This window comes from Lentisalinibacter orientalis (assembly GCF_040706535.1).
Lineage (GTDB): Bacteria > Pseudomonadota > Gammaproteobacteria > Steroidobacterales > Woeseiaceae > Lentisalinibacter > Lentisalinibacter orientalis.
Genome location: NZ_JAPDRJ010000004.1, coordinates 171,071 through 197,544 on the forward strand (window position 1 = coordinate 171,071; position 26,474 = coordinate 197,544).

Genomic DNA, 26,474 nt, shown 5'->3' on the forward strand with positions numbered 1-26,474 from the left:
GGTTCAGGAGTCGGGCCGGCCGGGCGTCGCGGCGAGATCCAGCAGCAGGCCGAGGGTGTAGCGGACGCCGAAGCCGGTGACCTTGCTGGGCGCGTGGGCCAGCCCGCCCTCGTGGCTCGAGGCACTGAGGTCGATATGAATCCAGGTGCTCTGCCGGGGCACGAACTCCCGCAGCAGCGCCGCTGCCATGATGTGGTCGCCGGCGCCCGCCGGCAGGCATTGCTTCAGGTCCGCCACCTCGCTCTTCAGCTCGTCCCGGAACTCGTCGGTGACCGGGAACGGCCAGACCCGCTCGCCGCTTGCCTCGCCGGCGCGCTCGAGCAGGGGATGCAGGGACGGGCGATTCGTGAATACGCCGCTGTAGCGGGTGGTGAGGGCGCTGATGCAGGTCCCGGTGAGCGTGGCGTAATCGATGATGGTCGCCGGTTCCGCCTCACCGGCCAGAGCCAGCGTGTCGGCGAGCACCATCCTGCCCTCGGCGTCCGTATGCATCACCTGTATCGTCTTGCCGTTGACGGCCGTGACCACGTCCTGCTGCTTGTAGGCCCGCGGGCCCGTCCGGTTCTCGGTCAGCGCCAGCCAGCAGTCGACGCCGAACGGCGCCTCCAGCAGCGTCAGGGCGAGCAGGCTGCCGAGTGCGACGGCGGCACCCTGCATGTCCCCGTGCATGTCCAGCATGCCGGCGGCGGGTTTGAGATTCGTGCCGCCCGTGTCGAAGACGATGCCCTTGCCGACCAGGGCGACGGCGGGTGCGTCGCCGGCGCCCTGCGGGCGCCAGGACAGACGGACGATGCCCGCGTCGTCGTTGTCGTTGCCGCGGGCGACCGCCAGGAAGGCGCCGGCGCCCCGGTCCTCCAGCTGAGTCGTGTCGAGAAACTCGTAGTGCCAGCCGTGTCGCTCGGCGAGCTCCGCGGCGGCGACCCGGAGAGCCCTGGCGTCACCCACGTTCGGCGGCAGCGCGGTGAGCCAGCGGGCCAGATTGTTGCCCGCGGCTTCCGCCTGCACCCGGTCGGCGTCGATCCGTTCGGGCAGGCCCACCAGGCGGATGGTGGCCAGCCGCCGCGGTTTCGGCGCCTTCTGCCGGAATACCGGCAGGCGGAAGGCGGCCAGCAGCAGGGCCAGCAACTGGTCACGCACGAAGGGAGCGGTCGACTCTTCGGGAAAGCCGGCCGCTAGCACGGCGATCCGCGCCGGGTCTTCCGCCAGAGCGGCTTCCGCGAGCCGGCGTGCGGCCGTGCCGCGCTCGAATGCGCTCGCTTCCGGCGCCACCATGGCCACCAGTACGGTGGTCTGTGCCTTGTTGTCCAGACGGCTCGTGACCAGCGGCACGTCGGATGCGTCGCGACGGCGGGCGATGCTTCTCAGCCGGGTGCCCCTTGGCACCGCCGACCAGGCGCTCTCGCTTGCACCGCTCGGCAGCAGCACCAGCAGCTGGTCGAGATTCTCGTAGTCTTTCAGCAGCGGCTTCTTCGTCGACTGGATGACGCGTATCGAAGAGTCCGGCGGCAGCACTGTGGCCATTCGAGGTTCCTCCGGGGCGCCTTGACCTGTCTCCGGCAAAGGTCGAACATACGCCCCCAACCTCTGGCGGGCGGAGCGGGGCGACGAAGAAGCGCCATCCTAGCAGGTGACCTCCGCCAATTCATCACGGCCGCGGTGGCGGACAGACGGCATCAGGCAAGAAACGGCATCAGGCATGAGTGCAAACAGTCCTTTCGACGATACCGACCCGACAGAGACCCGGGAATGGCTCGAGTCCATCGACTCGGTGCTGAAGGTCCACGGTCCCGAGCGAGCCCATTTCCTGCTTAACCGGATGATCGATTTCGCGCGCCGCTCCGGTGCCTATCTGCCCTACAGCCCGAACACCGCCTACCTGAATACCATCTCTCCCGGCCAGCAGCCGGAGTATCCCGGCGACCGTTCCATCGAACGGCGCATCGAGGCGTACATCCGCTGGAACGCGATGGCCATGGTGGTGCTGGCGAACCGGGCCAGCAGCGAATACGGCGGCCACATCGCCTCCTATGCATCCTCCGCCACGCTCTACGAAGTGGGTTTCAATCACTTCTGGCGCGCGCCTTCGGAGCGCAACGGCGGCGACCTGGTCTTCATCCAGGGCCATTCGGCGCCGGGGATCTACTCGCGGGCCTATCTCGAGGGACGTCTCACCGGCGCGCAGCTGCAACGCTTCCGCATGGAGGTGGGCGGCGGCGGGCTGTCGTCGTATCCGCATCCCTGGCTCATGCCGGAGTTCTGGCAGTTCCCGACGGTGTCCATGGGCCTCGGCCCGATGATGGCGCTGTACCAGGCCCGCTTCATGCGCTACCTGGAGCACCGCGGCCTGATCCCGGAGAGCGACCGCAAGGTGTGGTGCTTCCTCGGCGACGGGGAGATGGACGAGCCGGAGGCCATGGGCGCCATCACGATGGCCGTGCGCGAGGGGCTCGACAACCTCATATTCGTCATCAACTGCAACCTGCAGCGCCTCGACGGACCCGTGCGCGGCAACGGCAAGATCATCCAGGAACTGGAGGCGGCGTTCGGTGGCGCCGGCTGGGACGTGATCAAGGTGATCTGGGGCTCGCGCTGGGATCCGCTGCTGGCCAAGGACACCGACGGCCTGCTCCGCCGCGTCATGGACGAGACGGTGGACGGCGAATACCAGGCCTACAAGAACAAGGGCGGCGCCTATACCCGCGAGCACTTCTTCGGCAAGTATCCCGAGCTGAAGGAGATGGTGGCGAACATGTCGGACGAGGAAGTCTGGCGTCTGAACCGCGGCGGCCACGACTCCATCAAGGTCTACTCGGCCTACGAGAAGGCCGTGCGCAGCAAGGGCCGCCCGACCGTGATCCTGGCCAAGACCGTGAAGGGCTACGGCATGGGCGAGTCCGGCGGCGAGAGCGCGAACCCGGCGCACCAGCAGAAGAAGCTGGACGACGAGGCGCTGAAGGAATTCCGCGACCGCTTCAACATTCCGGTCTCCGACGAGGACATCCCCAAGGTGCCTTTCTGCCGACCGCCGGAGGATAGCGACGAGATCGAATACCTGCACGAGCGGCGGCGCAAGCTCGACGGCTATCTGCCCCAGCGGCGGACCCGCTCCGAGTCGCTGCAGGTGCCGCAGCTGGAGGCCTTCTCCAGTCAGCTGGAGGGCACGGGCGAGCGCGAGGCCTCGACCACCATGGCGTTCATACGCCTGCTGACGACGCTGATACGGGACAAGAGCATCGGCAAGTACGTGGTACCCATCGTGCCCGACGAGGCGCGCACCTTCGGCATGGAAGGCATGTTCCGGCAGGTGGGCATCTATTCCTCCAAGGGTCAGCTCTATACGCCCCAGGATGCCGATCAGCTGATGTACTACAAGGAGGACAAGAAGGGCCAGATACTGGAGGAGGGCATCAACGAGGCGGGCTCGTTCTGTTCCTGGGCGGCGGCCGGCACGGCGTACAGCAATCACGACCGGCCGATGATCCCCTTCTACATCTTCTACTCGATGTTCGGCTTCCAGCGCATCGGCGATTTCATCTGGGCCGGCGGCGACATGCAGTCGCGGGGCTTCCTGATGGGCGGCACGGCCGGGCGCACGACGTTGGCGGGCGAGGGCCTGCAGCACCAGGACGGACACAGCCTCGTGCTGTCCTCCACCGTGCCGAACTGCCTGTCCTACGACCCCACGTATGCCTACGAGCTGGCGGTGATCATCCAGGACGGGCTGCGGCGCATGCTGCACGAGCAGGAGAATGTCTTCTACTACATCACCTGCATGAATGAGAACTACGTCCACCCGCCCATGCCGAAGGGCGTCGAGGACGGCATCCTGAAGGGCCTGTACCTGCTGAAGATCGGCGGGCGGGGCAAGGTGCGCGTGCAGCTGATGGGCGCGGGCACCATCCTGCGCGAAGTCATCGCCGCCGCCGAGCTGCTGGAGGAGGACTATTCCATCCCGGCGGACATCTGGAGCGCCACCAGCTTCAACCAGCTGCGCCGCGACTGCCTCGAGGTGGAACGCTGGAACCAGCTGCACCCGGGCGAGGAGCCGAGGCGGAGCTACCTCGACCAGTGCCTGGCGGACAAGGAAGGCCCCTTCATCGCGGCGACGGACTACATGAAGATCGTGCCGGACCAGATCCAGCGCTGGGTGCCGGGTCAGTTCGTCACGCTGGGCACCGACGGCTACGGCCGCAGCGACCGCCGCTCCGCGCTGCGCCAGCATTTCGAGGTGGACCGCCGCTACATCGCGGTGACGGCGCTGAATGCGCTGGCCGACGAAGGCGCGCTGGACATGGATACGGTCTCGGATGCCATCCGGCGCTACGACATCGATCCGGACAAGCCGGATCCGGTGACCCTCTGAGGGGTTCGCGATGGCTGAACGCAAGGAAATACGCGTCCCCGATCTCGGCGACTTCTCCGACGTCGACGTCATCGAGGTGCTGGTCTCCGCCGGCGACACCGTCGAGGTGGAAGACGGCCTGATCGTGCTGGAGACCGACAAGGCGTCCATGGACGTGCCGAGCACCGCGGCCGGCAAGGTGGTCGAGGTCAGCGTCTCGTCGGGCGACACGGTGAACGAGGGCGACCTCATCGCCGTGGTCGAGACGAGCGGAAGCGCAGAGGAGGGCGCCTCCGGCGACCGGGAAACGGATGCCGGCGATGACAAGGCCGGCGCCGAGGACGACAGGACCGGTGCCGACAGCGACGAGACCGATGCCGGAGATGGTGAGGCCGGTGCCGACGATTACAAGGCCGGTGCCGACGATCACAAGGCCGGTGCCGACGAGGATCGGTCCGGCGGCGGCGAGCCGCGCCGCGAGTCGGGCGGCAAGTCTGGCGGCAAGTCGGATGGCGACACGGTGGCCGCGCCGGGCCGGCGCCGGGTCGAGGTGCCGGACCTCGGCGACTTCGACGAAGTGGACGTGATCGAGGTCCACGTCGCCGAGGGCGACGAGGTGGCAGAAGAGGATCCGCTGCTGACCCTCGAGACGGACAAGGCCTCCATGGACGTGCCGTCGCCGGCGGCGGGCCGCGTGGCCGAGGTGGTGGTGAGCGTCGGCGACAAGGTGAGTTCCGGCGACGAGATTCTGACGCTGCTGACCGGCGAAGGCGCCGGCGGCGACGGCGGCGAGGCCGCGCAGGCCGATCAGGCGGACGAGACCGCCGGCGAAGCCGGGGCGGAACGCGCGGCGGGCGAGGGCGACAGCAGCGCCGAGGCCGGCAGCAAGCGCCGCGAGACCGGGTCGGCGGCGCAGTCACGAGAGCAGGCCGGGAGCACCCGCCGCGAGCGGGCCGACTCCGCCGACGAGCGCCGGGACGTGCCCTCCGGATTCCCGGCCATCGACGAGGCAGGTTTCTCCCGCGCCCATGCCAGCCCGTCCGTCCGCAAGCTGGCGCGGGAGCTGGGCGTCGACCTCGTGAGGGTGGAAGGCACCGGGCGCAAGGGCCGGGTTCTCGCCGAAGACGTGAAGTCGTGGGTCAAGAAGGCGCTGCAGGGCGGCGGCGAGGCCGCCGCGGGTGCCGCGTTGCCGTCGGTCCCGGAGGTGGATTTCGCTAAGTACGGTGACGTGGCGACGCAGCAGCTCGGCCGGATCCGCAAGATCTCCGCGCGCCGGCTGCAGGCGTCGTGGCTGAACCTGCCCCACGTTACCCAGCACGACCTCGCCGACATCACCGAAATGGAGGAACGGCGCACGGAACTGAAAGGCACGGCGGCGGAGCGCGGCATCAAGCTGACGCCGCTCGCGTTCATCATCAAGGCCTGCGTGCAGGCGCTGAAGGAGTTCCCCCGCTTCAACAGCTCCCTGCATCCGGACGGCGAGCACCTGGTGCTGAAGCACTACTTCCATATCGGTTTCGCCGCCGATACGCCGAACGGCCTGGTGGTTCCCGTCATCCGGGACGCCGACCGCAAGGACGTCTACGAGCTTGCTCGTGATCTTGCCGAGCTGTCCGCCGCGGCGCGGGAAGGCAAGCTCAGCGCCGAGCAGATGCAGGGCGGCACCTTCACGGTCTCCAGCCTCGGCGGCATCGGCGGCACGGCTTTCACGCCGATCATCAACGCCCCGGAGGTCGCCATACTCGGCGTTTCCCGCTCGAGCATGCAGCCGGTATGGAACGGGCGGGAGTTCAAGCCGCGTCTGATGCTGCCGCTGTCGCTGTCCTACGATCACCGCGTGATCGACGGTGCGGACGCAGCCCGCTTCACCACCTGGCTGTCCGGCGCCCTGGGCGACGTCGGCGGCCTGCTCGAGGCCATCCCCTGAGCATGATTGTCATGATCACCCTGATCACCACGACGGTGCCATGAGCGAAGACGCCCGCATCATCCGCGTGCCTGATATCGGCGACTTCGACGAGGTCGACGTCATCGAGGTGCATGTGGCCGAGGGCGACGAGATCGCCGCCGAGGACCCCATCGTCACGCTGGAGACGGACAAGGCCAGCATGGACCTGCCGGCGCCCCGGGGCGGCCGGGTCGAGGCCGTGCTGGTGAAGACCGGCGACAAGGTCTCCGAGGGCAGCGAACTCCTGCGCCTGGCCGACGCGGCTGACGAGGGGGAAGACGCGCCCTCTGACGGCGGTGAGAGCGGAGAGAGCGACACCGACGAGGCCCGGACCGACGAGGCAGAGGTCGCGGGGGCCGAGGACGAAGCAGAAGCAGGAGAACGGGACGGGCAGGCGTCTGGCTCGGACAAGCGATCGCCCCGCCGCAGCCAGGCGCGGCAGGCGGCCCGCGACGACGCCGACGCGGACCTGGAGACGGACCTCGTCGTGCTGGGCGCCGGGCCGGGCGGCTACGCCGCCGCGTTCCGCGCCGCCGACCTGGGCCTGCGGGTGACGCTGGTCGAGCGCTGGCCGGTGCTGGGCGGCGTCTGCCTGAACGTGGGCTGTATCCCCTCCAAGGCGCTGCTGCATGCCGCCCGGGTCATCGAGGAAGCCGCCGACATGGGCGAGCACGGCATCCGCTTCGGCGAGCCGGAGATCGATGCCGCGCGGCTCGGTGAATGGAAGTCCGGGGTCGTCGAACGGCTCACCGACGGGCTCACCGGCCTGGCGAAGCAACGCAAGGTGCAGGTGGTCCACGGCACCGGCCGCTTCCTGTCGCCCCACCGGCTGGCCGTCGAGAACGACGACGGGCGCCGCGTGATCGCATTCGAACAGTGCGTCATCGCCGCGGGCTCCGAGCCCAGCCGCATCCCCGGCCTGCCCGACGACGAGCGCATCGTCGACTCGACCGGCGCGCTGGAACTGGCGCCCCTGCCGGAACGCCTGCTGGTGGTGGGCGGCGGCATCATCGGACTGGAGATGGCCTGCGTCTACGATGCGCTGGGCGTGAAGGTCACCGTGGTGGAGCTGATGAAACAGCTGATGCCCGGGGCCGACCCGGACCTCGTCCGGCCGCTGGCGAAGCGCATGAAGAGCCGCTACGAGGACATCCTGCTGGGCGTGAGCGTGTCCGGCATGGAGAGCCGGAAGGAGGGGGTCCGGGTCAGCTTCGAGGGTGACGGTGCGCCGGAGCCGGGGCTGTGGGACCGGGTGCTGGTGGCCGTGGGCCGGCGGGCCAACGGCGATCGCCTGGACGCGGACAAAGCGGGCGTCGAGGTGGGCGAGCGCGGCATCATCCCGGTGGACAAACAGATGCGCACGAACGTGCCGCACATCTACGCTATCGGCGATATCGTCGGCCAGCCCATGCTGGCCCACAAGGCCACCCACGAAGGCAAGGTGGCGGCCGAGGCGGCGGCCGGCGAGAAGAGCGCCTTCGACGCCCGGGTGATCCCGTCGGTGGCCTATACCGATCCCGAGGTGGCCTGGGTGGGGCTCACCGAGACCGAGGCGAAGGAGCAGGGCGTCGACTACGGCAAGGCCCAGTTCCCCTGGGCCGCCAGCGGGCGCTCACTGGCGATGGGGCGCGACGAGGGCTTCACCAAGCTCCTGTTCGACAAGTCGACCAACCGCCTGCTGGGCGCCGGCATCGTCGGCACCAACGCCGGCGACCTGATCTCGGAGACGGCGCTGGCCATCGAGATGGACGCCGACGCGGCCGATATCGGTCTGACTATCCATCCCCACCCGACCCTGTCGGAGACCGTGGCCATGGCGGCCGAGGCCTGGGAGGGGACGCTGACGGATCTCTACATGCCGCGCCGGAAGGACCGCTAGGACGAAGTCACCACCGCTCGCTGTGGGCGGAATCGTCTCGCGATCCAGTAGTCGACGCTGGCATAGCGGCCCGCACCGGTGAAGAACAGCGCCAGCAGCATCACGAAGTAGGTGGCCGCCCACTCGATACCGTTGTTCGAGATGACCAGGCTGCCGGTCTCCGTCAGCCAGTCGTAATTGCCGTGCTCGCGCAGCAGTTCCTTCGCCTTGTCCAGCCGCTGCATGGCGCCGTCGATATTCTCTGCCGGGAACGGGCTCATCGGGTCGTGCACGGCCTGCCAGCCGTTCTTCCAGTGCACGCCGAAGGCGGCCACCAGCATGGTCACCATCAGCGGGATGGAGACCCAGCGTACGGCGAAACCGATCAGCAGCAGGACGGCGCCGCCCACCTCCGCGCCGGTGGCCAGCCAGGCCATCAGCGTGGGGAACGGCAGGCCGAGTCCCCAGTCCGGGTTGCCGAACCAGCTGATGATGTTGTCCATGCCGGAGAGCTTGTTGGTGCCGGCCACCCAGAATACCGGCACCAGGTACAGGCGCAGCGCCAGCGGGCCGAGGAAGTCCACGGCCTTCGTGGCGTCCAGCAGGTCCTGCAGGCGGTTCAGGAATCCAATCATGAGTCTGTCACTCCCCTCTGTCTGCGGTTCGGTCCCGGCGGATACCCAGGACGATATCCAGGCGCTGCATCTCCTCCAGCGTGTCGCGGGCGCCCGCGACGACGGCCTGCGGCTGCGGATGGCCGATCTCGGCGGCGACGGTCTCGGCGAGTTCGCGCCCCGTGCGGCCGGCCTCGTTGTCACGCGCGAGTTCGAACAGGCGCGCGGTGGCGGCGTTCAGCTCCAGGAAGCCCATGCGGTCGTCGAGCCGGCGATAGACCACAAGCCAGGTCGGCTGCGCATCGGGTTCCTCCGGTTGAAACTCCGGGCTGATGCGGTGCACCGGGAAGGGGTAGCCGCACAACCACGCGAGCGGCGAGACGACGGGTATGCCCGTCAACAGGTCCGCCTCCCGCTCCACGCCGGTCAGGTCCGGGTCCTCCTCCTCGATGGAGAGCGCCAGCCCCACCCATTCGTAGTGCGCGAGCGCATGCAGGAAGGGAGGGTCGGCGGGCTCGTCGCGCTCGTGCTCCAGAAAATCGACGAACTCCCGGGGCATGTGCAGGAACAGCGGGGTGTGGGATTCGTGGCGGGCGATGAAGTCGCGCACCAGCGCGTCCCACTGCTCGCCGTCGAGGACGCGTTTGGTCACCCGGAAGGTGGCCGCGAGCAGCCCCGAGATATTGCCGAAGAACAGGTCGCGGTAGATCGCGAGGCGCCGGTCCTCGATGCCGGCCGGCGCCGGGTTGGATTTCGGGTCGCGGATGTGGGCCGCGAACTCGTACTGCCTGCGCTGGAAGGACGGGCGCTCAGACACGGGCGGCCTCCGCCTCGATGTCGGCCAGCGCCCCTGGCTCGCGCTGCAGCGTGCGCACCAGGCGCAGCTCGCCCAGCAACTCGTCCAGGGGCGGGAAGTTGAAGTCCCGTTCCAGCAGCGTCGGCAGGGGCCCCAGCCGCTCGTAGGTCCTGGCCAGCAGCCGCCAGACGGGGTCGCTGACCGCGGCGCCGTGGGTGTCCACGCGCAGGTCCTCGGCCTCCACGTAGTGGCCTGCCACGTGCAGGTAGGCTACGCGCTCGTCCGGCATGGCCGCCAGGAATTCCTCGGCGTCGTAGCCGTGGTTGATGGCATTCACCACGATGTTGTTCACGTCCAGCAGCAGATCGCAGTCGGCTTCCTCCAGCACCGCGCGCACGAACTCCGCCTCGCTGAGCGAGCGGTCCGGGGTGGCATAGTAGGAGACGTTCTCCACCGCGATGCGCTGGCCCAGGATCTCCTGGGCGCGGCGGATGCGCGCGGCGACGTAGTGCACGGCCTCCTCGGTGAACGGGATAGGCATCAGGTCGTAGAGGTGGCCGTCGTCGCCGCAGTAACTGAGGTGCTCGGAGTAGAAGGTGATGCCGTGCTCGTCCATGAAGCGGCGGATGCGCCGGAGCAGGTCCTCGTCCAGGGGCGACGGCGCACCCAGCGACAGCGACAGGCCGTGCAGGGTCACGGGATAGCGTTCGGTGAATTCGCGGAAGCGCCGCCCCTGCCGGCCGCCGACGCCGATCCAGTTCTCCGGCGCCACTTCCAGGAAGTCGATCTCCTCGGGCTGCGCCTCCCACAGCGACTGCATGAGGCCCCGCCGCAGGCCGAGGCCGGCGCCTGCGGGGATGTCGCGCTGCGCGCTGCCGTTCGGCGTCCCGGTTTCCTGCCGTGCTGTCTCCGTCATCGTCCTTTCCGTCTTCCTGTCTGCCGTGCCGCTGTCGTCGTCATCCGGTTCATCGCGTTCCGGTCCGTCGTCATCACAGAGGACCGGCCGCGCCGGCCGTATATTTCACCGCCGCCGACGATCAGGTCAGCCGGCGCAGGCGCTCGAGATAGGCGCTCTCGTCCGGGGGCGTGCCGGCGCGCTGGGCCTGCCAGAGCGCTTCCGCCAGGCATTCGATCATGCGGTGTTCGGCCTCGTGGGCGTTGCCGAGCCGTGTGGCCAGCCCGTCGAACACGGTGCGCACGCCGGCCGGCCGGTCCGTGGCCACCTGCTCGCGCAGGGCCATGTGCAGCCCCATGTGCAGAAACGGATTGGCAGCCCCGTCCGCACCCGTGTAATCCCGCGCGAGCCTCGAGTCTGCCAGTGCGTCGTGATACTCCGGGTGGGCGGCCACCACGTCGGCGATCTGCGCCTCCAGCGCGCTCATCGGCCGGGACTCCGTGGCCTTCTGCCAGGCCTCGGCATACATGCGCCGGAGTTCGTCGCGGTCCTGGCCGAACAGCATCAGGCCGCCTCCGGCGACTCGGTCTTGTGGCGGTACTCGCAGAGGTCGGCAATGATGCAGTTCGGGCAGTCGGGCTTGCGTGCCTTGCACACGTAGCGCCCGTGCAGGATCAGCCAGTGGTGGGCGTCCTTCAGGAACTCCTCCGGCGTCAGCCGGCTCAGCCGCTTCTCCACCTCCAGCGGCGTCTTTCCTTTGGCCAGCCCGGTACGATTGGCCACGCGGAAGATGTGGGTATCCACCGCGATCACGGGCTCGCCGAAGGCCGTATTCAGGATCACGTTCGCGGTCTTGCGGCCGACGCCGGGCAGGGCTTCCAGCGCTGCCCGGTCCCGGGGCACCTCGCCCTCGTGCTCCTCGATCAGGATCCGGCAGGTCTCGATGATGTTCTTCGCCTTGCTGTTGTAGAGGCCGATGGTGCGGATGTGGCGGGACAGCCCGTCGACGCCCAGGGCGAGAACGTCCGCCGGCGTATCGGCCGCCGGGAAGAGTTTCCGGGTGGCCTTGTTCACTCCGACGTCGGTCGCCTGGGCCGAGAGTATGACCGCGACCAGGAGCTCGAAGGGCGTGGAATACTCGAGCTCGGTGGTGGGGTGGGGATTGGCATCCCGCAGCCGCCGGTAGATGGCCGTGCGCTTGTCCCGGTTCATTGCACGCCGTCCGCGGCTGTCGGCGCCGGCACGGATCGCCGGCGGCTGTCCAGGAAGTTCTTGCCGGCCACCAGCAGGGCGAGGGTCAGGAATGCGCCCGGCGGCAATATGGCCAGCAGGAAGCCGCCACCGGCGCCCGCCTGGTCGGACGGTGCGGCTACCGCGCCGGTGAGCAGGTGCCAGTCGGCGAACAGGGTGCCGCGGCCGACCAGCTCGCGGATGCCGCCGACGACGACCAGCACCCAGGCGAAACCGAGGCCCATCACCAGGCCGTCGGCGGCAGCGGGCAGCGGCGGTTGGCGCGACGCCACGGCCTCCGCCCGCGCGACGATGGCGCAGTTGGTCACGATCAGCGCGATGAAGATGCCGAGCGCCCGGTCCAGTGCCGGGAACCAGGCTTCGAAGATCATCTCCACGCAGGTCACCAGCGAGGCGATGACCAGCACGTAGACCGCGATGCGGATCTCCCGGGTGAGCGAGCGGCGCAGCAGGGAGACGAGCGCGTTGGTGGCGGTCATGACGAACACGGTGGCCAGCCCGAGGCCGAGACCGTGCACGGCGCCGGTGGTCACCGCCAGGAGCGGACAGAGGCCCAGCAGCTGCACCAGCCCCGGGTTGTTATCCCAGAGTCCGTTGCGCAGCCACGTGCCACGGCCGGCGGCGGGCGCTGCGGCGGTGTCTCCGGTCGGGTTGCTTTGCTGGCCGACGGTGGCGGCGTCGGTCTGGCTCATCCGGCCTCCTCCTGCACACGCTTCTCGAGATCTTTCCGGTGAGCGGCGAAGTATATCAAGGTGGATTTCACCGCCCGGACCACCGCGCGGGGCGTGATGGTAGCGCCGGTGAATTGCTCGAAACGGCCGCCTGAACGCCGGAGCGCCCATTCGTCGGCGGGCGGAGCGCCGAGGGAGAGTCCGGCGAAGGCCCGGATCCAGTCGGAGCGGGAGGCCTCGATGCCGTCGCCGAGGCCGGGCGTCTCGCGGTGTTCGAGCACCCGCACCGCGGTGATGGTGCCGTCGGGACGCAGGCCGATCAGGAGCCGGATGGGACCGGAGTAGCCGTCGGCGGACACCTCGAAGATCCAGGCGCTGGTTCGCCCGCCGTCCAGCGCCCGGTACACCAGGGCGGGCTGGCGCCCCGGGAGATCGTGGGGCGGCTCGAAGCGCAGCGGAGCGTCCAGGGTGATGCGGTCCCAGGCCACGCCCTCGAGCAGGGGCGCGAAGCGCTGCTGGCGCAGAGCGGCGCGGTTTTCCTCGATGCGCTCCCGGGTGAGTTCCCAGGTCAGCGAGACCGCGCCGGCGCAGACGGCGGCGAACACGGCCAGCACCAGGCCGGTGCGCCAGGGCGGCAGGCTGGCCGGCCGCTCGCTCACGGCGAGCGCCCGTGGCCCGCGATGCGCGGGCGGGTGTAGCGGTCGATGGCGGGGACGGCCATGTTCATGAGCAGCACGGCGAAAGCCACGCCGTCCGGGTAGCCGCCCCAGGTCCGGATCGCCCAGGTGACGAGACCGATGCCGAAGCCGTACACCAGCCGGCCCGCGGGGCTGGTGGCCGCCGAGACCGGGTCGGTGGCGATGAAGAAGGCGCAGAGCAGGGTGGCGCCGCTGAACAGGTGGAAGCCGGGGGTGGGGGCGAGGCCGGGCTGCAGGATCGAGGCGACGGTCGCGGGCACCAGCACGCCGGCGAGCACCGCCACCGGTATGTGCCAGCGGATGATCCCCCGGTACAGCAGCCAGAAGCCGCCGAGGGCGATGAAGTTGTCGATCCATTCCCAGCCGCGGCCGCCGAAGTCGCCGAACAGGGGATTGCTGCGGATCTCGGCGAAGATCTGCATCTCCCTCAGGCCCTCGCGCACCGAGTCCAGCGGTGTCGCCCGGGTGATCGCGTCCAGCGTGACGCCGTCCGGCAGTCGTCCTGCCAGTACGTAGCCCAGGGACTCCAGCAGCGAGAGCCCCTCGTAGTCCAGGTCGCCCATGCGTGGCGGCAGCCAGGCGGTCATGGCCACCGGGAAGGACAGCAGCGCGGCCACGTAGCCGGCCATCGCCGGGTTGAAGACGTTGTAGCCCAGGCCGCCGTACAGATGCTTGGCGAATACCATCGCGAAGATCGAGCCGGTGGCCGTGACCCACCAGGGCGTGAGCGGCGGCAGGGCGAAGGCCAGCAGCACCGCCGTCACCACCGCGCTGTAGTCTTCCAGCGCCGGGGCGACCGGCATGCCGCGGAGGCGCAGGACCAGCGCCTCGCTCCCCAGGCAGAAGACCGCGGCGACCAGCACGTTGAACAGCAGGCCGGGGCCGAAGAACCAGACATAGGCTGCGGCCGCGGGGGCGAGTGCATACAGGACCTGGCGCATGACGGCGCCCACGCCGGTCCTCGGGCGCAGCAGCGGCAGTCCGACGGTGCGGAAACGCACCGGTTCAGCCCTCGTCGTCACGGCCGCCGCGGCGGCGTTCGAGGATCTCCCGTATCGCCGCGGCGCCGGCCTGACGCCGGACGTCTTCCTGGCGTTCCCTGGCGGCCTGTTCGCGCTCGGCGAGCCGCCGCTCCCGGGCCTCGAACCGGTGCCGGGCCCGTTCGGCCTTGCGCCGCTCGTGGGCCTTGAGGCGCAGCGCCACCTTGGCCCGGCGGAAACTCCCGGTGAGCGGGATGTGGCTCGGGCACACCAGGTCGCAGCAGCCGCATTCGATGCAGTCGTCGAGCCCGAACAGGGCGAGGGCCTGCTCGTCGGCGGGGCCCGCGTGGTCTGCGTGGCCCGCGTGGCCCGCGTGGCGATAGAGCTGCTGGGGCTGCAGCCGCACCGGGCACACCCGGGCGCACTCGCCGCAGCGTATGCAGGGCCGTTCCGGTTCGCCGGACACGGCAGGGGGCTCGCGGGTGAACAGCAGGCAGTTGGTCGCGCCCACCACCGGGAAGTCGTCGTGGGGCAGCGAGACGCCGGTCATCGGTCCGCCCATGATCAGGCAGGCCGCCTGTTCCGTGTAGCCGCCGGCGGCGCGCGCCAGATCGGCGATGGGGGTGCCCAGCCGCACCCGGTAGTTGCCCGGTTCGGCGATGCCCTCGCCGGTGACGGTGACCACGCGGCTGACGAGGGGTTCTCCAGTGGCGGCGAGGCGGGCCACGGCTTCGGCGGTGCCCACGTTGTGCACCAGGTAGCCGACGTCGGTGGGCAGGCCGCCGCTCGGCACCTCCCGGCCGGTCAGCAGTCTGACCAGCTGGTCTTCGCCGCCGGACGGGTAGACCGTGGGCAACTGGACCAGCCGGATGCCCTCCGGCCCTTCTGCCACGGCGGCCTTCATGGCCTGCCAGGCCTCGGGCTTGTCGCTCTCGATGGCCACGATGCATTCGCGGATGCCTAGTATGGTCAGCATCAGGCGGGCGCCCGAGACGATGTCTGCGGCCTGCTCCCGCATCAGCCGGTCGTCGCAGCTGATGCACGGCTCGCATTCGGCGCCGTTCAGTATCAGCGCCTCCAGGCCCTGTCCCAGCCCCTCGGCGAGCTTTGGTGCCGTCGGATAGGCTGCGCCCCCCAGTCCGAGGATGCCTGCCTCCTCGACGGCGCCGGCCAGTGCGGCCGGGTCGCGGGTGACGGCGTCCGGCAGGGGGCGGCAGTCCTCGTGCAGGCGGTCGTCGCCGTCCGTATCGATCAGGATGCAGGGCACCGTCGCGCCGTCCCGCGCCGGCACCGGTCGGTCCTCGATGGCGGTGACGGTTCCGGAGGAGCCGGCATGCACGTTGGCGCTGTCCGGCGGACGCCCCTCGGCGACGCGCTGGCCCCGGGCCACCCGGTCGCCCGCTGCAACCAGCGGCCGGGCGACGGCGCCGGGCTTGCGGCCGAGCGGCACCATCAGCCGCGCGGGCACGGCCGCCTCCCGGATTGGCGCGCCCGTGGAGCGCGCCTTCTGCGCCGGCAGGCGGAGCCCGCCGTGCAGGCGCGACAGGCCTTCCGTCGGCGCGGTCATGGCCCGCCGCCTGGCACCGGGGGGCGTACGGGCACCAGGTCGATGCAGTCCACCGGACAGGGATCCAGGCACAACTCGCAACCGGTGCACTCGCGCTCGATCACGGTATGCAGATACTGGGGCGCGCCGACGATGGCGTCCACCGGGCAGGCCGGCAGACAGCGGGCGCAGCCGATGCACTCGGCCTCCCGGATGACCGCCACCCGGGGTTCGGGCTCGCTGCCGCGGGCCGGGTCCAGGGGCAGCGGCTCGCGTCCGAGCAGTTCCGCCAGCGCATGGATGGTCTGCTCGCCGCCGGGCGGGCACTGGTTGATCCCGGCGCTGCCGTCCGCGATCGCCCGGGCGTAGGGGCGGCAGCCCGGGTAGCCGCACTGGGCGCACTGGGTCTGGGGCAGCACCGCATCGATGCGCTCGACCAGCGGCTCTTCGTCCGCCGGCAGGCGCCGTGCCGCCCAGGCCAGGCCGAAGCCGGCGGCGAAGGCCGGGATCGCGAGTGCGAGTACGGCGCCGAGCATGCGTCAGAGTCCCGCGAAACCGGAGAAGCCCATGAAGGCCAGCGACATGATGCCCGCCGTGACCAGCCCGATGGCCGCGCCGCGGAAGGCGGCAGGCACCGGCGCCGTCGTCAGGCGCGCGCGGACCTCCGCGAACAGCACCAGCACCAGCGCGAAACCGGCCGCGGCGCCGAGGCCGTAGGCGACCGACTGCGCGAAACTCTCCGCCTGGCGCGTATTCAGCAGAGCCACGCCCAGCACCGCGCAGTTGGTGGTGATCAGCGGCAGGTAGATGCCGAGCACCCGGTGCAGCAGCGGGCTCAGGCGCCGCACCATGATCTCGGTGAACTGCACCATGCAGGCGATGACGAGAATGAAGGCCAGGGTGCGCAGGTACTCGAGGCCGAAGGGCACGAGTATCCAGGTCTCGGCCAGGTAGCTGACCGCCGACGACAGCGTGAGCACGAAGCCGGTGGCGAGCGCCATGCCGGCCGCGGGCTCCACCCGCGTGGAGACGCCCATGAACGGGCACAGGCCGAGGAACTTCACGAGAACGAAGTTGTTGACCAGTACCGTGGCGACGATGATCAGGAAAAGATCGGTCATGTCCGGGACCTCGAGTGTCCCGCTATTGTAGAGGCTGGCGCCGGCGCCTTCAGGCGATCGGCGCTACTTGACGCGCATGCCCGGCTCGGCGCCGTCGTCCGGCGAGAGCAGGAAGATGTCCTCGCCGCCCGGGCCGGCGGCCAGCACCATGCCCTCGGAGGTGCCGAAGCGCATCTTGCGCGGCTTCAGGTTGGCGACCAGCACCGTCAGCCGCCCCTCCAGCGCCGCGGCGTCGTAGGCCGACTTGATGCCCGCGAACACGGTCTTCTCGCCGCCGCCGGTGTCCAGCGTCAGGCGCAGCAGCTTGTCGGCGCCCTCCACGGGTTCGGCCTTCAGGATCCGCGCAACGCGCAGATCCACCTTCATGAAGTCGTCGATGGTGATCTCGTCGTTCTCGGGCGCCGCGGGCTCGGGTTTTTCTGCCGCGCCGCTGTCGCCGCCCTGGCGGGAGTCGTCGATCATGGCGTCCACCTGTTTGCGATCGATGCGTGTGATCAGGGGTTCGTAACGTTCGATGGCCGTGCCGAGCAGCGGTCGGACCGCGTCGTCCCACGACCACTCGTCCTCGCGGAACTGCTCAGCGGCCCTGGCCGCCAGCTGTGGCAGCACCGGCTGGAGCCAGATCATCAGCATGCGGAACAGATTCAGGCCCTGGGTGCAGATGCCCCGGACCTCCGGCAGCCGCTCGGCGTCCTTCGCCAGTATCCAGGGCTTGTGGGTGTCGATGTACTGGTTCGCCCGGTCCGCCAGCGCCATGATCTCGCGCATGGCATGGCCGAACTCGCGGGCCTCGTAGCGGGCGGCGATGTCTTCGCCGCGGGCGGCGAACTCGGCGTAGAGCGCCGGGTCCGGCAGCTCGGCGGCCAGCTCGCCGTCGAAGTGCTTCGTGATGAAGCCCGAGCAGCGGCTGGCGATGTTCACCAGCTTGCCCACCAGGTCGGAGTTCACCCGGGCCACGAAATCGTCCAGGCTGAGGTCGATGTCGTCGGTGCCCGGACCGAGTTTCGCCGCGTAGTAATAACGCAGGTATTCCGGCGCCAGGTGGGCGAGATAGGTGCGGGCATTGACGAACGTGCCCCGGGACTTCGACATCTTCTCGCCGTTGACGGTGAGGAAGCCGTGGGCGAATACGCCGTCCGGCGTGCGGTAGCCGGAGCCGTGCAGCACGGCGGGCCAGAACAGCGCGTGGAAGTAGACGATGTCCTTGCCGATGAAATGGTAGAGCTCGCCGTCGGCATCCGCGCCCCACCAGGCGTCGAAATCCAGCCCCTCCCGGTCGGCCAGGTTGCGGAAGCTCGCCATGTAGCCCACGGGCGCATCCAGCCAGACGTAGAAGTACTTGTCCTCGGTGCCCGGGATGCGGAAACCGAAGTAGGGTGCGTCGCGGGAGATGTCCCAGTCCTGCAGGCCCTTGTCGAACCACTCCTCCAGCTTGCGCACGATGCCCGCATCCAGCTGGGAGGCGGCCATCCAGCGGCGCAGGAAGTCCTCGAAACGCGAGAGGCGGAAGAAGTAGTGCTCGCTGTCCCGGTACACCGGGGCGGTGTTGGAGAGGATCGAGACCGGATGCTTCAGGTCCCGGGGCGTGTAGGTGCTGCCGCAGGCCTCGCAGTTGTCGCCGTGCTGGTCGGGCGCGCCGCACACCGGGCATTCGCCGCGCACGAAGCGGTCCGGGAGGAACATGCCCTCCTTCTCGTCGTAGGCCTGGTTGACCACTTCGGTGTAGATGTAGCCGCCTTCCTGCAGCCGCTCGTACATGCCGGTGACGATGGCCTCGTTCTCCGGCGTGTGGGTCGAGTAGTAGTTGTCGAACTCGATCTGGAAGTCGCCGAGGTCGCGCTCGTGCTCGGCCGTCATGCGCTCCACCAGTGTCTCGGGACTGATGCCGTCGCGGCGGGCGCGGATCATCGTGGGCGTGCCGTGGGCATCGGTGGCGCAGACGTAGCGGCATTCGTGCCCGCGGGACTTCTGGAAGCGCACCCAGATGTCGGTCTGCAGGTACTCCACCAGGTGCCCCAGGTGGATGGACCCGTTGGCGTAGGGCAGGGCGCTGGTGACGAGTATCTTGCGGCGTTGTTCGGCCATTTCGGAGTGTCTTTTCGGGCAGGCGGGGATTATGCCAGAGGCGCGGCGCTCGGCGGGCGGCGGGTCGGGCCGGCTCGGTTCAGTTCTCGTCCTTCATGGGCTCGAATTTCGACTTGCTGATGGCCTTCTGGTAGGCCTCCCTGCCGCTGATGAAGCGCCGCTCGTAGAGCTCGCGCAGGGCGGTGTCCATGGTCTTCATGCCCATGGCTCCGCCGCTCTGCATGGCGTTCTCGAGCTGGTCGATCTTGCCCTGGCGGATGAGGTTGCTGATGGCGGGCGTGTTCACCATGATCTCGAGTGCCGCCACCCGGCCCGGCTTGCCCTTCGTGGGCACGAGCTGCTGTGAGATCACGCCGCGCAGCGAGGTGGAGAGCATGGTGCGGATGTGCGCCTGCTTGTCGTGGGGGAAGGCGTTGATCATGCGGTCGATGGTCTGGGCGGCGCCGTTGGTATGCAGCGTGCCCATGACCAGGATGCCCATCTCGGCCGCCGTCACCGCGATGCTGATGGTCTCGAGATCGCGCAGCTCGCCCACCAGGATCACGTCCGGGTCCTCGCGCAGGGCCGAGTGCAGGGCATCGGCGAACGACGGGCTGTGCACGCCCACTTCGCGCTGGCTTATCAGGCAGCCCTTGCGCTGGTGCACGAACTCGATCGGGTCCTCGATGGTGAGGATGTGGCCCTTCAGGCGCAGGTTGATCGCATCGATCATCGCGGCCAGCGTGGTGGATTTGCCCGAGCCCGTCTTGCCCGTGACGAGGATCATGCCCTGGGTCTGGCGGCAGAGGTTCTTCACCACGTCAGGCATGGCGAGATCTTCCAGCGTCCGCGCCTCGGTGGGGATGGCGCGCAACACGGCGCCGATGCCGTTGAGGTGGCGGAAGGCGTTGACCCGGAAGCGGGCCAGCCCCGGCACCTCGTAGGCGAAATCCACTGCATCGTCGGCCTCGAAATGCTTCTGGGCCACGCCGCTCATGATCTGGTAGAGCGCCTCCTGCACGTGCGCGGGGTCCAGCCGTTCCTCCCGCAGCTCCTTCAGGTTGCCGTAGACGCGCACGCGCGGCGGGTCCAGGGCCAGGAAGTGCAGGTCGGAGCCGTTCCGCTCCAGCGCCTCCCGCAGATAGGGGTCGATCAGGTTCGTGCTTGCGGTTTCCGTGCTCATCGGCTGCTCACGAGGTCGCGATGTCGAGCTTCGGCAGCACGTCCGTGTTGGTCACGAATCGCTGGAAGCGCTTCTTGTCGTGTGCGAAACGGAACGCATCGTCGGGATCGATGGTCTTGGCCTCGATGGCCTCCAGCAGCGCCTGGTCCATGGTCTGCATGCCGAGATCGCGGCCGGTCTGCAGCTGGGCCGGGATCTGGTGGGTCTGGTCGCTCATGATCAGGTTGGAGATGGCCTTGGTGTTGATGAGTATCTCCAGCACCGCCTTGCGTCCCCGTCCGTCCGGCGTCTTCACCAGCACCTGGGTGACCACGGCGTTCAGGCTCTGGGCCAGGAAGCTCTTGGTCTGCTCCCGCAGTTCGCCGGGCAGCGCGTCGATCATGCGGTCGATGGTCTTCACGGCACCCGTGGTGTGCAGCGTGCCCAGCACGAGATGGCCGGTCTCGGCCGCGGTCATGGCCATGCTGATGGTCTCGGCATCGCGCAGCTCGCCCACCAGGATCACGTCCGGGTCCTCGCGCATGGCCGAGCGCACGCCGTCGGCGAAGCTGGTCAGGTGGGTGCCCAGCTCCCGCTGGATGACCTGGCAGTTCTTGCTCGGGTGCACGAACTCGATGGGGTCTTCCAGGCTGATGATGTTCAGGTTCCGGTGCCGGTTCAGGTGATCGATCATGGAGGCCAGCGTGGTCGACTTACCCGTGCCGGTGGAGCCGGTCACCAGCACCATGCCCTGGTGGTAGTCACAGAATTTCTCGATCACCGGCGGCAGGTCCAGCGACTCCATCGTGGGGATGTCGGTGGGGATGTGGCGGAAAGTCGCGCCGATGCCCGTGTCCTTGCGGAACAGGTTGACGCGGAAGCGCCCGCCGTCCTCGCTCACGTAGGAGAAGTCGAGGTCCCGGCCGCTCTCGAACTTGTCCTGCTGGGACTTGGTCAGAATCTCGGCCACGTAGGTGTCGAGCTCGGTGTCCGAGAGTTCGCGGAACTTGATGGGCATGAGATCGCCGTGCATGCGCAGCATCGGCGGCACGCCCACCGCCAGATGGACGTCGGAGCAGCCCTGGGCCAGGCCGAGTTTCAGGAATGCGTCTATGCGTGCCATGTCTGCGTCTGCTCGTGTGACGCGGGTACGGTCGCCCGCGCAGCCCTATGCTAGGGCCTAATGGCAGAGATGGCCAGCGCCCGATGGCGAAGGTGGCCAGGACCCGGTGGCACGGATGACCGGTGCGGCGGCGGTGTCAGAGCTGGATGGCTTCCAGCTCGTCTTTCAGCTCGGCCATGGAGGGGTGGCGCTTGTTCTTGTCCACCGACATGGTGCGGTTGACCAGCGCCGCCAGGTCGTCGGGGATCTTCGGGTTGACCTCCTGGCACTTGCGGGCCTTGCCCTGGACGTGCTGGTACATCACCGACATGTGGTCGCCCCGGGTGTACGGCGGCGTGCCGGTCAGCATCTCGTAGATCATGACCCCCAGGCTGTAGATGTCGGCCTTCTCGTCCACCCGCTTGCCGAGGATCTGCTCCGGCGCCATGTACTTCGGCGAGCCGATCACGTAGCCGGTCTTCGTGAGCTGGGTGTCTCCCGCGGTGGCCGCTGCCGCCACGCCGAAGTCCACGATCTTCAGGACGCCTTCCTCGTTGATGAGGATGTTGGCGGGCTTCAGGTCGCGGTGGATGACGCCGGCCTCGTGGGCCACCATCATGCCGGTCGCGATGTCCTTGGCGAACTGCAGCGCCTTGGCGAACGGCATCGGCTTCTGTGCCGCGATCTCGGCTCCCAGCGTGTGGGAGGGGAAATACTCCATGGAGATGGCGTAGAGGCCCTGCACGCTCAGGAAGTCGTAGATGCGGATGACGTTGGGGTGGGTGATCTTGCGCGAGAACCGGAGTTCGTGCACGAAGCGCTTCATCATCTCCTCGTCCGAGGAGACGTTCGGGTTCAGGAACTTCAGGATGAGCCGCTCGTCGACGACCTTGTCCTGCATCAGCAGAACCGTGCCGAAGGCCCCCTTGCCGATCTTCTCGACGAAGATATAGCGGTCGTCGATGACGTCGCCCGGCTCCAGCGTGGAGATGTCCAGCGGCTGCCTGCCGCCGACCTCCTCGATGATGCTCTGGATGTCCTCGTTCTCGATCAACAGCGTCTTCGCCGGTTCGGCGGCCAGCTTCTCCGCCTTCACGTTCTGGTAGCGCACGTCCGAGGAGAAGCGGGCCTCGAGTTCCTTGATGGCCTTGTCCGCGGTGTTGACGATGACCGAGTCGTCCAGCTGCTTCATCTTCTCCAGATAATTGCGGATGGGCTCTGCCTTGGACTCGTCCGCGAGGTGAGCAATCGCCTTGATGGCCTCCACCCGGATCTCGCGCTCCTGGCGGTTCAGCATGGGCAGCAGCTTCTCGATCACCGTCGCATTGCCGATCTTCGACAGCGCGCGCACCACCGAAGCATCCGACTTGGGGTGCTGGCCCAGCATCTTGGTGAGCGCCGGCAGCGCCTTGGTGCTGCCGATGCCGGCCAGGGCGTCCACCGCGCGTTCGCGTACCCACCAGTCCGGGTCCTTGGTGGCCTCGATCAGGTGCTTGACTGCACTGTCGTCCTTGGTGGCGTTCAGGATCTCGATGGCGGCGCGGCGGATCTCCTGGTCTTCGTCCCGGATCAGTGCCAGCGCCGCGTTCATCACCTTCGGCCCGCCGATCTTGGCCAGCGCGTCGGTGGCCCGCGCGCGCACCCACCAGTCGTCGTCCTGGAGCGCCTGCAGCAGGTCCTTCACCGAATCCGTGGTGCCGATCTCGTTCAGCACCTCCACCGCCGCGCGACGGGGGTACTCCGATTCGTCCTTCAGCGCCGGGATGAGGTGGCGCACGGTGGTCGGGTCGTTGATGCGGATCAGCAGATCCACGGCCTTCGTCTGCACGTCGTAGTCGGGGTCCAGCAGCAGACTGGCGATCAGTTCGACGTTCTGCGCGCCGTCCATGCGGGCCAGCGCGGTCAGGGCCGCCTGCCGGATCATCTTGTTGTTGCTCTTCAGCTGCTTCTCCAGCGCCGCGGCAACGTCAGGGCGGCCGAACTTGCCCAGGATGTTGATGAGATGCATGCGGACGAAGGGGTCCTTGCCCTCCAGCCGGGCGATGAGTTCCGGCACCATGTCGGCGTCGACGACGTCGTCGATGATCTTGAAGATCGCCGCCTTGTCGTTGTGCTCGAGTTCGTAGGACTTGGTCAGCAGGTCGCGCACGTTCAGCTTGCGCTTGTGCACGTTCAGGATCTCGATCACGGCCGATTTGGAGACCTCGTCGTCGTCCAGCAGAGCGATGAGGTCATTGGGGTTCAGGTTGCGGGTGCTGGAGAGCGCCCAGGCCGTGCCGGAGACGACCCGCTGGTTGCCGTCGGAAAGGCCTTCGATGAAATGCTTGAGGCTCTTCGGGCTGGCCAGCTCGGCGAGTACCTCGACGAACAGGATGGTCTGCTGCTTGGTGCTGTTGGCCAGCGCATCGATCACCCGCGGCACGGCCGACGGGCCCATGGCCTTCAGCTTGCTGGCCGCCTTCTGGGCGGCTGGCGAATTCGTATCGCCCGCGCCGACGATCTCGGCGATGAGGCGATCGGTTTTGAATCCGCTGAGTAGAGCCATCCTGCCTCGCTGTTACCCTGGAGACGTCCCGGGACGCCCCGGGAGCTCCGCCGCACGCCGGCGGCGCGGCCGCCGTGGCCACGGCCCCCGCCCACAGCCCCTGGCAGCGACACCGCCGCTCGCTGGCGGCGGGCCGTCGGTCCGCGGACTCGAGGTTGCGGGATGCCGGCGATCCGGGTCGTCCCCTGTGATGGCCCGATTATGCCACAAGCCCGCCGTCCAGCTGCCATTTCCGGCCGTGAACGTGACGGCGGTCACGCCGGCGCGCCGGGGGCGGCCCCCGGCGGGGCCCGGGCGCCGCGGGCCCGGTCTCCCGCCGCATTCTCCGTTACAATGTCGCGCCCCGGAATCCACCGCGGAACAGAGCCCAATGCCGTGACTGCCGAGAAAGACCCCGACATCGCCGCCGCCGCCGAAGCCGTCAGACTGCCCGTCGCCGACGTCCCGCTGTCCCGAGCAGGCAGCATCGACCGAGCGGTGAGGGACGGCGGGACCGCCCGCCTGGCCGTGACGCTGCGGCTGCCGGCGGACGGCATCCGCGCCGAGCTGGCCGAGGCGCTGGAGGCGGCCGTGACCGCGCTGCCGGGCATCGAGCGGGCCGAGATCGAGATCGCCGCGAAGATCCCCGTGCAGTCGGTGCAGCACAACCTGAAGCCGCTGCCCGGCGTGGGCAACATCATCGCCGTCGCCTCCGGCAAGGGCGGCGTCGGCAAGTCCACCACCGCCGTGAATCTGGCGCTGGCGCTCGCCGCCGAAGGCGCCCGGGTGGGCATCCTGGACGCCGACATCTACGGGCCCAGCATCCCGCTGATGCTCGGCCTCGCGGGCGAGAACCCGGTCAGCGAGGACGGCAAGCACCTCGAGCCGCTGGAGGCGCACGGGCTGCAGGCCATGTCCATCGGCTTCCTGGTGGACGCCACTCAGCCCATGGCGTGGCGCGGCCCGATGGTGACCCAGGCGCTGAACCAGCTGCTGTCGCAGACCCGCTGGCGGGACCTGGACTACCTGATCGTGGACATGCCGCCGGGCACCGGCGACATTCAGCTCACCCTGTCCCAGCGGGTGCCGGTGGCGGGGGCCATCGTGGTGACCACCCCCCAGGACATCGCCCTGGCCGACGCCCGCAAGGGTCTGGAGATGTTCCGCAAGGTATCGGTCAACGTGCTCGGCATCGTCGAGAACATGAGTACCCACATCTGCAGCGAGTGCGGCCACGAGGAGCGGATCTTCGGCGCGGAGGGCGGCCGGCGGCTGTCCGCGGCGACGGACACCGTGCTGCTGGGGGAGCTGCCGCTCGATATCGCCATCCGGGAGGATGCCGACGGCGGCAGACCGTCGGTGGTCGCCCGCCCGGACGGCCCGATCGCCGCCGCCTACCGGGAGGCCGCGCTGCGGGCTGCTGCCGCGCTGGCCGCCGCCGGGAGGGACTACAGCCGCGCCTTCCCCAATATCGTCGTGGAGGATTCCTGACCGATGAGCATCAAGTCCGACCGCTGGATACGCCGCATGGCCGCGGAGCACGGCATGATCGAGCCCTTCGAGCCCGGCCAGGTGCGCGCCACGGGAGACCGGCCGATGGTCTCGTACGGCACGTCGAGCTACGGCTACGACGTGCGCTGCTCGCGGGAATTCAAGATTTTCACGAACATCAACTCGGCGATCGTCGACCCGAAGGCTTTCGACGAGAACAGCTTCGTCGACGTGACCTCGGATGTCTGCATCATCCCGCCCAACTCGTTCGCCCTGGCGAGCACCGTCGAGTACTTCCGCATCCCGCGCACCGTGCTAACGATCTGTCTCGGCAAATCCACCTACGCGCGCTGCGGGATCATCGTGAACGTGACGCCGCTGGAGCCCGAGTGGGAGGGTCACGTCACGCTCGAGTTCAGCAACACCACGCCGCTGCCGGCCAAGATCTATGCGGGCGAGGGCGTGGCGCAGATGCTGTTCTTCGAGTCGGACGAGCCCTGCGAGGTCTCCTACAGGGACCGCCAGGGCAAGTATCAGGGGCAACGGGGCGTGACGCTGCCTCGCGCGTGACCCCGAGCCTGAGGCTCGGACGGCACGCCGGGCCGGTATGTCTTCAGCCGGGCCGTGACCTGCTTGTCGTCGCCCTTGAACTGCTCGATCATCACCGGCATCCAGTCCAGCTTCGGAGCATAGTGGATCAGCACGCTGCGGCTCGAGCCCACCCGCTGACGGCGGAACGCGACGGTGTGATAGCTGCCGGCCGGTGAATCCACGACCCGCGTGCCTTCCGGCCGGTATTCGATGGTCCGGTACTCGTTGCGCTCGATGGTCGTGTAAGGCCCCAGCTCGGCCGTGGCGGTGGCGAGTTCGTGGCGCACCACCATCTGCTCGGTGGCCCGATCGAGGGTGCCGGGCCGCAGCTCCAGGGTGTCTTCGCGGCCCTTGTAGGTGGCGACCGCCTCGCCTTCCTCCGGGCGGAAGCGCACGGTGCTGGAGTCGTCGCCGGCGTCCTCGTGGTAATGCAGCGGCTGGAAGCCGTCTTCGTCGTAGCGGAAGCGGCTGCACTCCACCTCCTCGCCGGCCACCAGCTTCGCGAGACCCCGCGGGTCGCTGGTATTTCGGAATATGTAGACCCCCGGTTCCTCCGCCTCCGCCAGTTGCATGATCACGTCGCCGCCGAGGCCGAGCACCGTTGCCTTCGCCTCGTACACCGCGACGAAAGGCTGCAGCCCGGTCGGCGCCGCCTCCGTCGTCTCCGTCGTCTCCGCCGTCTCCGCCGTCTCCGCCGTCTCCGGTGACGGTGCAGGCTCGCCGCGCGCCGGCGCGACGGCGGCGGCCGCGGCGAGGAAGACGAGCGACAATCGTACGATGGGGGTCATGGCGGCGATTCGGTCCTCGGTAGCGACGATCA

Annotated in this window: 22 protein-coding genes; 5 read left to right on the plus strand and 17 right to left on the minus strand. The window is 68.8% G+C overall.

What is annotated here, in order from left to right; genetic code table 11:
* Nucleotides 1-3 precede the first annotated feature (3 nt).
* On the minus strand, nt 4-1,521 hold the full coding sequence (locus ACJMK0_RS14715) for a M17 family metallopeptidase (RefSeq protein ID WP_405239333.1): 1,518 nt from the start codon (nt 1,519-1,521) through the stop codon (nt 4-6).
* 175 nt (nt 1,522-1,696) lie between these two features.
* On the opposite strand from ACJMK0_RS14715, the gene aceE reads away from it, so the two are divergent.
* Genes aceE through lpdA form a run of 3 tightly spaced genes read left to right on the plus strand, consistent with a single transcriptional unit; the run spans nt 1,697 to nt 8,169 of the window.
* Nucleotides 1,697-4,363, plus strand: coding sequence for a pyruvate dehydrogenase (acetyl-transferring), homodimeric type (aceE, locus tag ACJMK0_RS14720; RefSeq protein ID WP_405239335.1), 2,667 nt, complete (start codon nt 1,697-1,699; stop codon nt 4,361-4,363).
* A 10-nt stretch (nt 4,364-4,373) separates the two neighbouring features.
* Nucleotides 4,374-6,269, plus strand: a complete 1,896-nt coding sequence (gene aceF / locus ACJMK0_RS14725; protein WP_405239336.1) for a dihydrolipoyllysine-residue acetyltransferase — start codon at nt 4,374-4,376, stop codon at nt 6,267-6,269.
* Nucleotides 6,270-6,309: 40 nt separating this feature from the next.
* Nucleotides 6,310-8,169: a dihydrolipoyl dehydrogenase gene (lpdA, locus tag ACJMK0_RS14730; protein WP_405239337.1), complete on the plus strand. Its 1,860-nt coding sequence runs from the start codon at nt 6,310-6,312 to the stop codon at nt 8,167-8,169.
* On the opposite strand, the gene ACJMK0_RS14735 is transcribed toward lpdA, so the two are convergent.
* From ACJMK0_RS14735 to ACJMK0_RS14805, 15 genes are all read right to left on the minus strand, one after another.
* Nucleotides 8,166-8,783: an HvfX family Cu-binding RiPP maturation protein gene (locus ACJMK0_RS14735; RefSeq protein WP_405239339.1), complete on the minus strand. Its 618-nt coding sequence runs from the start codon at nt 8,781-8,783 to the stop codon at nt 8,166-8,168. The genes lpdA and ACJMK0_RS14735 overlap by 4 nt on opposite strands.
* A 7-nt stretch (nt 8,784-8,790) precedes the next feature.
* A complete protein-coding gene (locus ACJMK0_RS14740; RefSeq protein WP_405239340.1) occupies nt 8,791-9,579 on the minus strand; it encodes an HvfC family RiPP maturation protein in 789 nt (262 codons plus the stop codon).
* The gene (locus ACJMK0_RS14745; protein WP_405239342.1) at nt 9,572-10,474 is read right to left on the minus strand and encodes an HvfB family MNIO-type RiPP peptide maturase; all 903 of its coding nucleotides are present in this window, start codon (nt 10,472-10,474) and stop codon (nt 9,572-9,574) included. The genes ACJMK0_RS14740 and ACJMK0_RS14745 overlap by 8 nt, the downstream gene beginning before the upstream one ends.
* A gap of 121 nt (nt 10,475-10,595) precedes the next feature.
* The gene (locus ACJMK0_RS14750) at nt 10,596-11,018 is read right to left on the minus strand and encodes a DUF1841 family protein (RefSeq protein ID WP_405239344.1); all 423 of its coding nucleotides are present in this window, start codon (nt 11,016-11,018) and stop codon (nt 10,596-10,598) included.
* The gene (nth, locus tag ACJMK0_RS14755) at nt 11,018-11,665 is read right to left on the minus strand and encodes an endonuclease III (RefSeq protein ID WP_405239346.1); all 648 of its coding nucleotides are present in this window, start codon (nt 11,663-11,665) and stop codon (nt 11,018-11,020) included. Before nth ends, ACJMK0_RS14750 begins: the two co-directional genes overlap by 1 nt.
* On the minus strand, nt 11,662-12,396 hold the full coding sequence (rsxE, locus tag ACJMK0_RS14760) for an electron transport complex subunit RsxE (protein WP_405239348.1): 735 nt from the start codon (nt 12,394-12,396) through the stop codon (nt 11,662-11,664). The genes nth and rsxE overlap by 4 nt, the downstream gene beginning before the upstream one ends.
* Nucleotides 12,393-13,034, minus strand: coding sequence for an RnfABCDGE type electron transport complex subunit G (locus ACJMK0_RS14765; protein WP_405239350.1), 642 nt, complete (start codon nt 13,032-13,034; stop codon nt 12,393-12,395). The genes rsxE and ACJMK0_RS14765 overlap by 4 nt, the downstream gene beginning before the upstream one ends.
* A complete protein-coding gene (locus ACJMK0_RS14770; RefSeq protein ID WP_405239687.1) occupies nt 13,031-14,074 on the minus strand; it encodes an RnfABCDGE type electron transport complex subunit D in 1,044 nt (347 codons plus the stop codon). The genes ACJMK0_RS14765 and ACJMK0_RS14770 overlap by 4 nt, the downstream gene beginning before the upstream one ends.
* A 4-nt stretch (nt 14,075-14,078) precedes the next feature.
* A complete protein-coding gene (rsxC, locus tag ACJMK0_RS14775; protein ID WP_405239352.1) occupies nt 14,079-15,620 on the minus strand; it encodes an electron transport complex subunit RsxC in 1,542 nt (513 codons plus the stop codon).
* Nucleotides 15,617-16,135 (minus strand): electron transport complex subunit RsxB, encoded by a 519-nt coding sequence (rsxB, locus tag ACJMK0_RS14780; protein WP_405239354.1) that lies wholly within the window; start codon nt 16,133-16,135, stop codon nt 15,617-15,619. The genes rsxC and rsxB overlap by 4 nt, the downstream gene beginning before the upstream one ends.
* Before the next feature lie 3 nt (nt 16,136-16,138).
* The gene (gene rsxA / locus ACJMK0_RS14785) at nt 16,139-16,720 is read right to left on the minus strand and encodes an electron transport complex subunit RsxA (RefSeq protein ID WP_405239356.1); all 582 of its coding nucleotides are present in this window, start codon (nt 16,718-16,720) and stop codon (nt 16,139-16,141) included.
* A 63-nt stretch (nt 16,721-16,783) separates the two neighbouring features.
* Nucleotides 16,784-18,805, minus strand: coding sequence for a methionine--tRNA ligase (gene metG, locus ACJMK0_RS14790; RefSeq protein WP_405239358.1), 2,022 nt, complete (start codon nt 18,803-18,805; stop codon nt 16,784-16,786).
* A gap of 79 nt (nt 18,806-18,884) precedes the next feature.
* Nucleotides 18,885-19,967, minus strand: coding sequence for a type IV pilus twitching motility protein PilT (locus tag ACJMK0_RS14795; protein ID WP_405239360.1), 1,083 nt, complete (start codon nt 19,965-19,967; stop codon nt 18,885-18,887).
* A gap of 7 nt (nt 19,968-19,974) precedes the next feature.
* Nucleotides 19,975-21,069: a type IV pilus twitching motility protein PilT gene (locus tag ACJMK0_RS14800; protein WP_405239362.1), complete on the minus strand. Its 1,095-nt coding sequence runs from the start codon at nt 21,067-21,069 to the stop codon at nt 19,975-19,977.
* Nucleotides 21,070-21,205: 136 nt separating this feature from the next.
* A complete protein-coding gene (locus tag ACJMK0_RS14805) occupies nt 21,206-23,593 on the minus strand; it encodes a HEAT repeat domain-containing protein (protein ID WP_405239364.1) in 2,388 nt (795 codons plus the stop codon).
* Nucleotides 23,594-23,968: 375 nt separating this feature from the next.
* Here ACJMK0_RS14805 and apbC point away from each other — a divergent pair, with 375 nt between their 5' ends.
* Together apbC and dcd are read left to right on the plus strand one after the other, a co-directional pair.
* Nucleotides 23,969-25,063 carry an iron-sulfur cluster carrier protein ApbC gene (gene apbC / locus ACJMK0_RS14810; RefSeq protein ID WP_405239366.1) on the plus strand — a complete coding sequence of 365 codons (1,095 nt, stop codon included), beginning with the start codon at nt 23,969-23,971 and terminating at the stop codon, nt 25,061-25,063.
* Nucleotides 25,064-25,066: 3 nt separating this feature from the next.
* Entirely contained in the window at nt 25,067-25,633 is a 567-nt protein-coding gene (gene dcd / locus ACJMK0_RS14815) for a dCTP deaminase (protein WP_405239368.1), read from the plus strand.
* Here the strand turns inward: dcd and ACJMK0_RS14820 are convergent.
* Nucleotides 25,597-26,442: a DUF3108 domain-containing protein gene (locus tag ACJMK0_RS14820; RefSeq protein WP_405239369.1), complete on the minus strand. Its 846-nt coding sequence runs from the start codon at nt 26,440-26,442 to the stop codon at nt 25,597-25,599. The two genes, dcd and ACJMK0_RS14820, sit on opposite strands and share 37 nt — an antisense overlap.
* Nucleotides 26,443-26,474: the final 32 nt, after the last annotated feature.

Excerpts from the sequence above, each read along its gene's own strand:
- ACJMK0_RS14715 (WP_405239333.1), bottom strand. The coding sequence starts at position 1,521 with ATGGCCACAGTGCTGCCGCCGGACTCTTCGATACGCGTCATCCAGTCG.
- ACJMK0_RS14820 (WP_405239369.1), bottom strand. The coding sequence starts at position 26,442 with ATGACCCCCATCGTACGATTGTCGCTCGTCTTCCTCGCCGCGGCCGCC.
- metG (WP_405239358.1), bottom strand. The coding sequence starts at position 18,805 with ATGGCCGAACAACGCCGCAAGATACTCGTCACCAGCGCCCTGCCCTAC.
- ACJMK0_RS14745 (WP_405239342.1), bottom strand. The coding sequence starts at position 10,474 with ATGACGGAGACAGCACGGCAGGAAACCGGGACGCCGAACGGCAGCGCG.
- aceE (WP_405239335.1), top strand. The coding sequence starts at position 1,697 with ATGAGTGCAAACAGTCCTTTCGACGATACCGACCCGACAGAGACCCGG.
- aceF (WP_405239336.1), top strand. The coding sequence starts at position 4,374 with ATGGCTGAACGCAAGGAAATACGCGTCCCCGATCTCGGCGACTTCTCC.
- ACJMK0_RS14750 (WP_405239344.1), bottom strand. The coding sequence starts at position 11,018 with ATGCTGTTCGGCCAGGACCGCGACGAACTCCGGCGCATGTATGCCGAG.
- dcd (WP_405239368.1), top strand. The coding sequence starts at position 25,067 with ATGAGCATCAAGTCCGACCGCTGGATACGCCGCATGGCCGCGGAGCAC.
- rsxE (WP_405239348.1), bottom strand. The coding sequence starts at position 12,396 with ATGAGCCAGACCGACGCCGCCACCGTCGGCCAGCAAAGCAACCCGACC.
- rsxC (WP_405239352.1), bottom strand. The coding sequence starts at position 15,620 with ATGACCGCGCCGACGGAAGGCCTGTCGCGCCTGCACGGCGGGCTCCGC.
- rsxB (WP_405239354.1), bottom strand. The coding sequence starts at position 16,135 with ATGCTCGGCGCCGTACTCGCACTCGCGATCCCGGCCTTCGCCGCCGGC.
- lpdA (WP_405239337.1), top strand. The coding sequence starts at position 6,310 with ATGAGCGAAGACGCCCGCATCATCCGCGTGCCTGATATCGGCGACTTC.
- nth (WP_405239346.1), bottom strand. The coding sequence starts at position 11,665 with ATGAACCGGGACAAGCGCACGGCCATCTACCGGCGGCTGCGGGATGCC.
- ACJMK0_RS14735 (WP_405239339.1), bottom strand. The coding sequence starts at position 8,783 with ATGATTGGATTCCTGAACCGCCTGCAGGACCTGCTGGACGCCACGAAG.
- ACJMK0_RS14795 (WP_405239360.1), bottom strand. The coding sequence starts at position 19,967 with ATGAGCACGGAAACCGCAAGCACGAACCTGATCGACCCCTATCTGCGG.
- rsxA (WP_405239356.1), bottom strand. The coding sequence starts at position 16,720 with ATGACCGATCTTTTCCTGATCATCGTCGCCACGGTACTGGTCAACAAC.
- ACJMK0_RS14800 (WP_405239362.1), bottom strand. The coding sequence starts at position 21,069 with ATGGCACGCATAGACGCATTCCTGAAACTCGGCCTGGCCCAGGGCTGC.
- ACJMK0_RS14805 (WP_405239364.1), bottom strand. The coding sequence starts at position 23,593 with ATGGCTCTACTCAGCGGATTCAAAACCGATCGCCTCATCGCCGAGATC.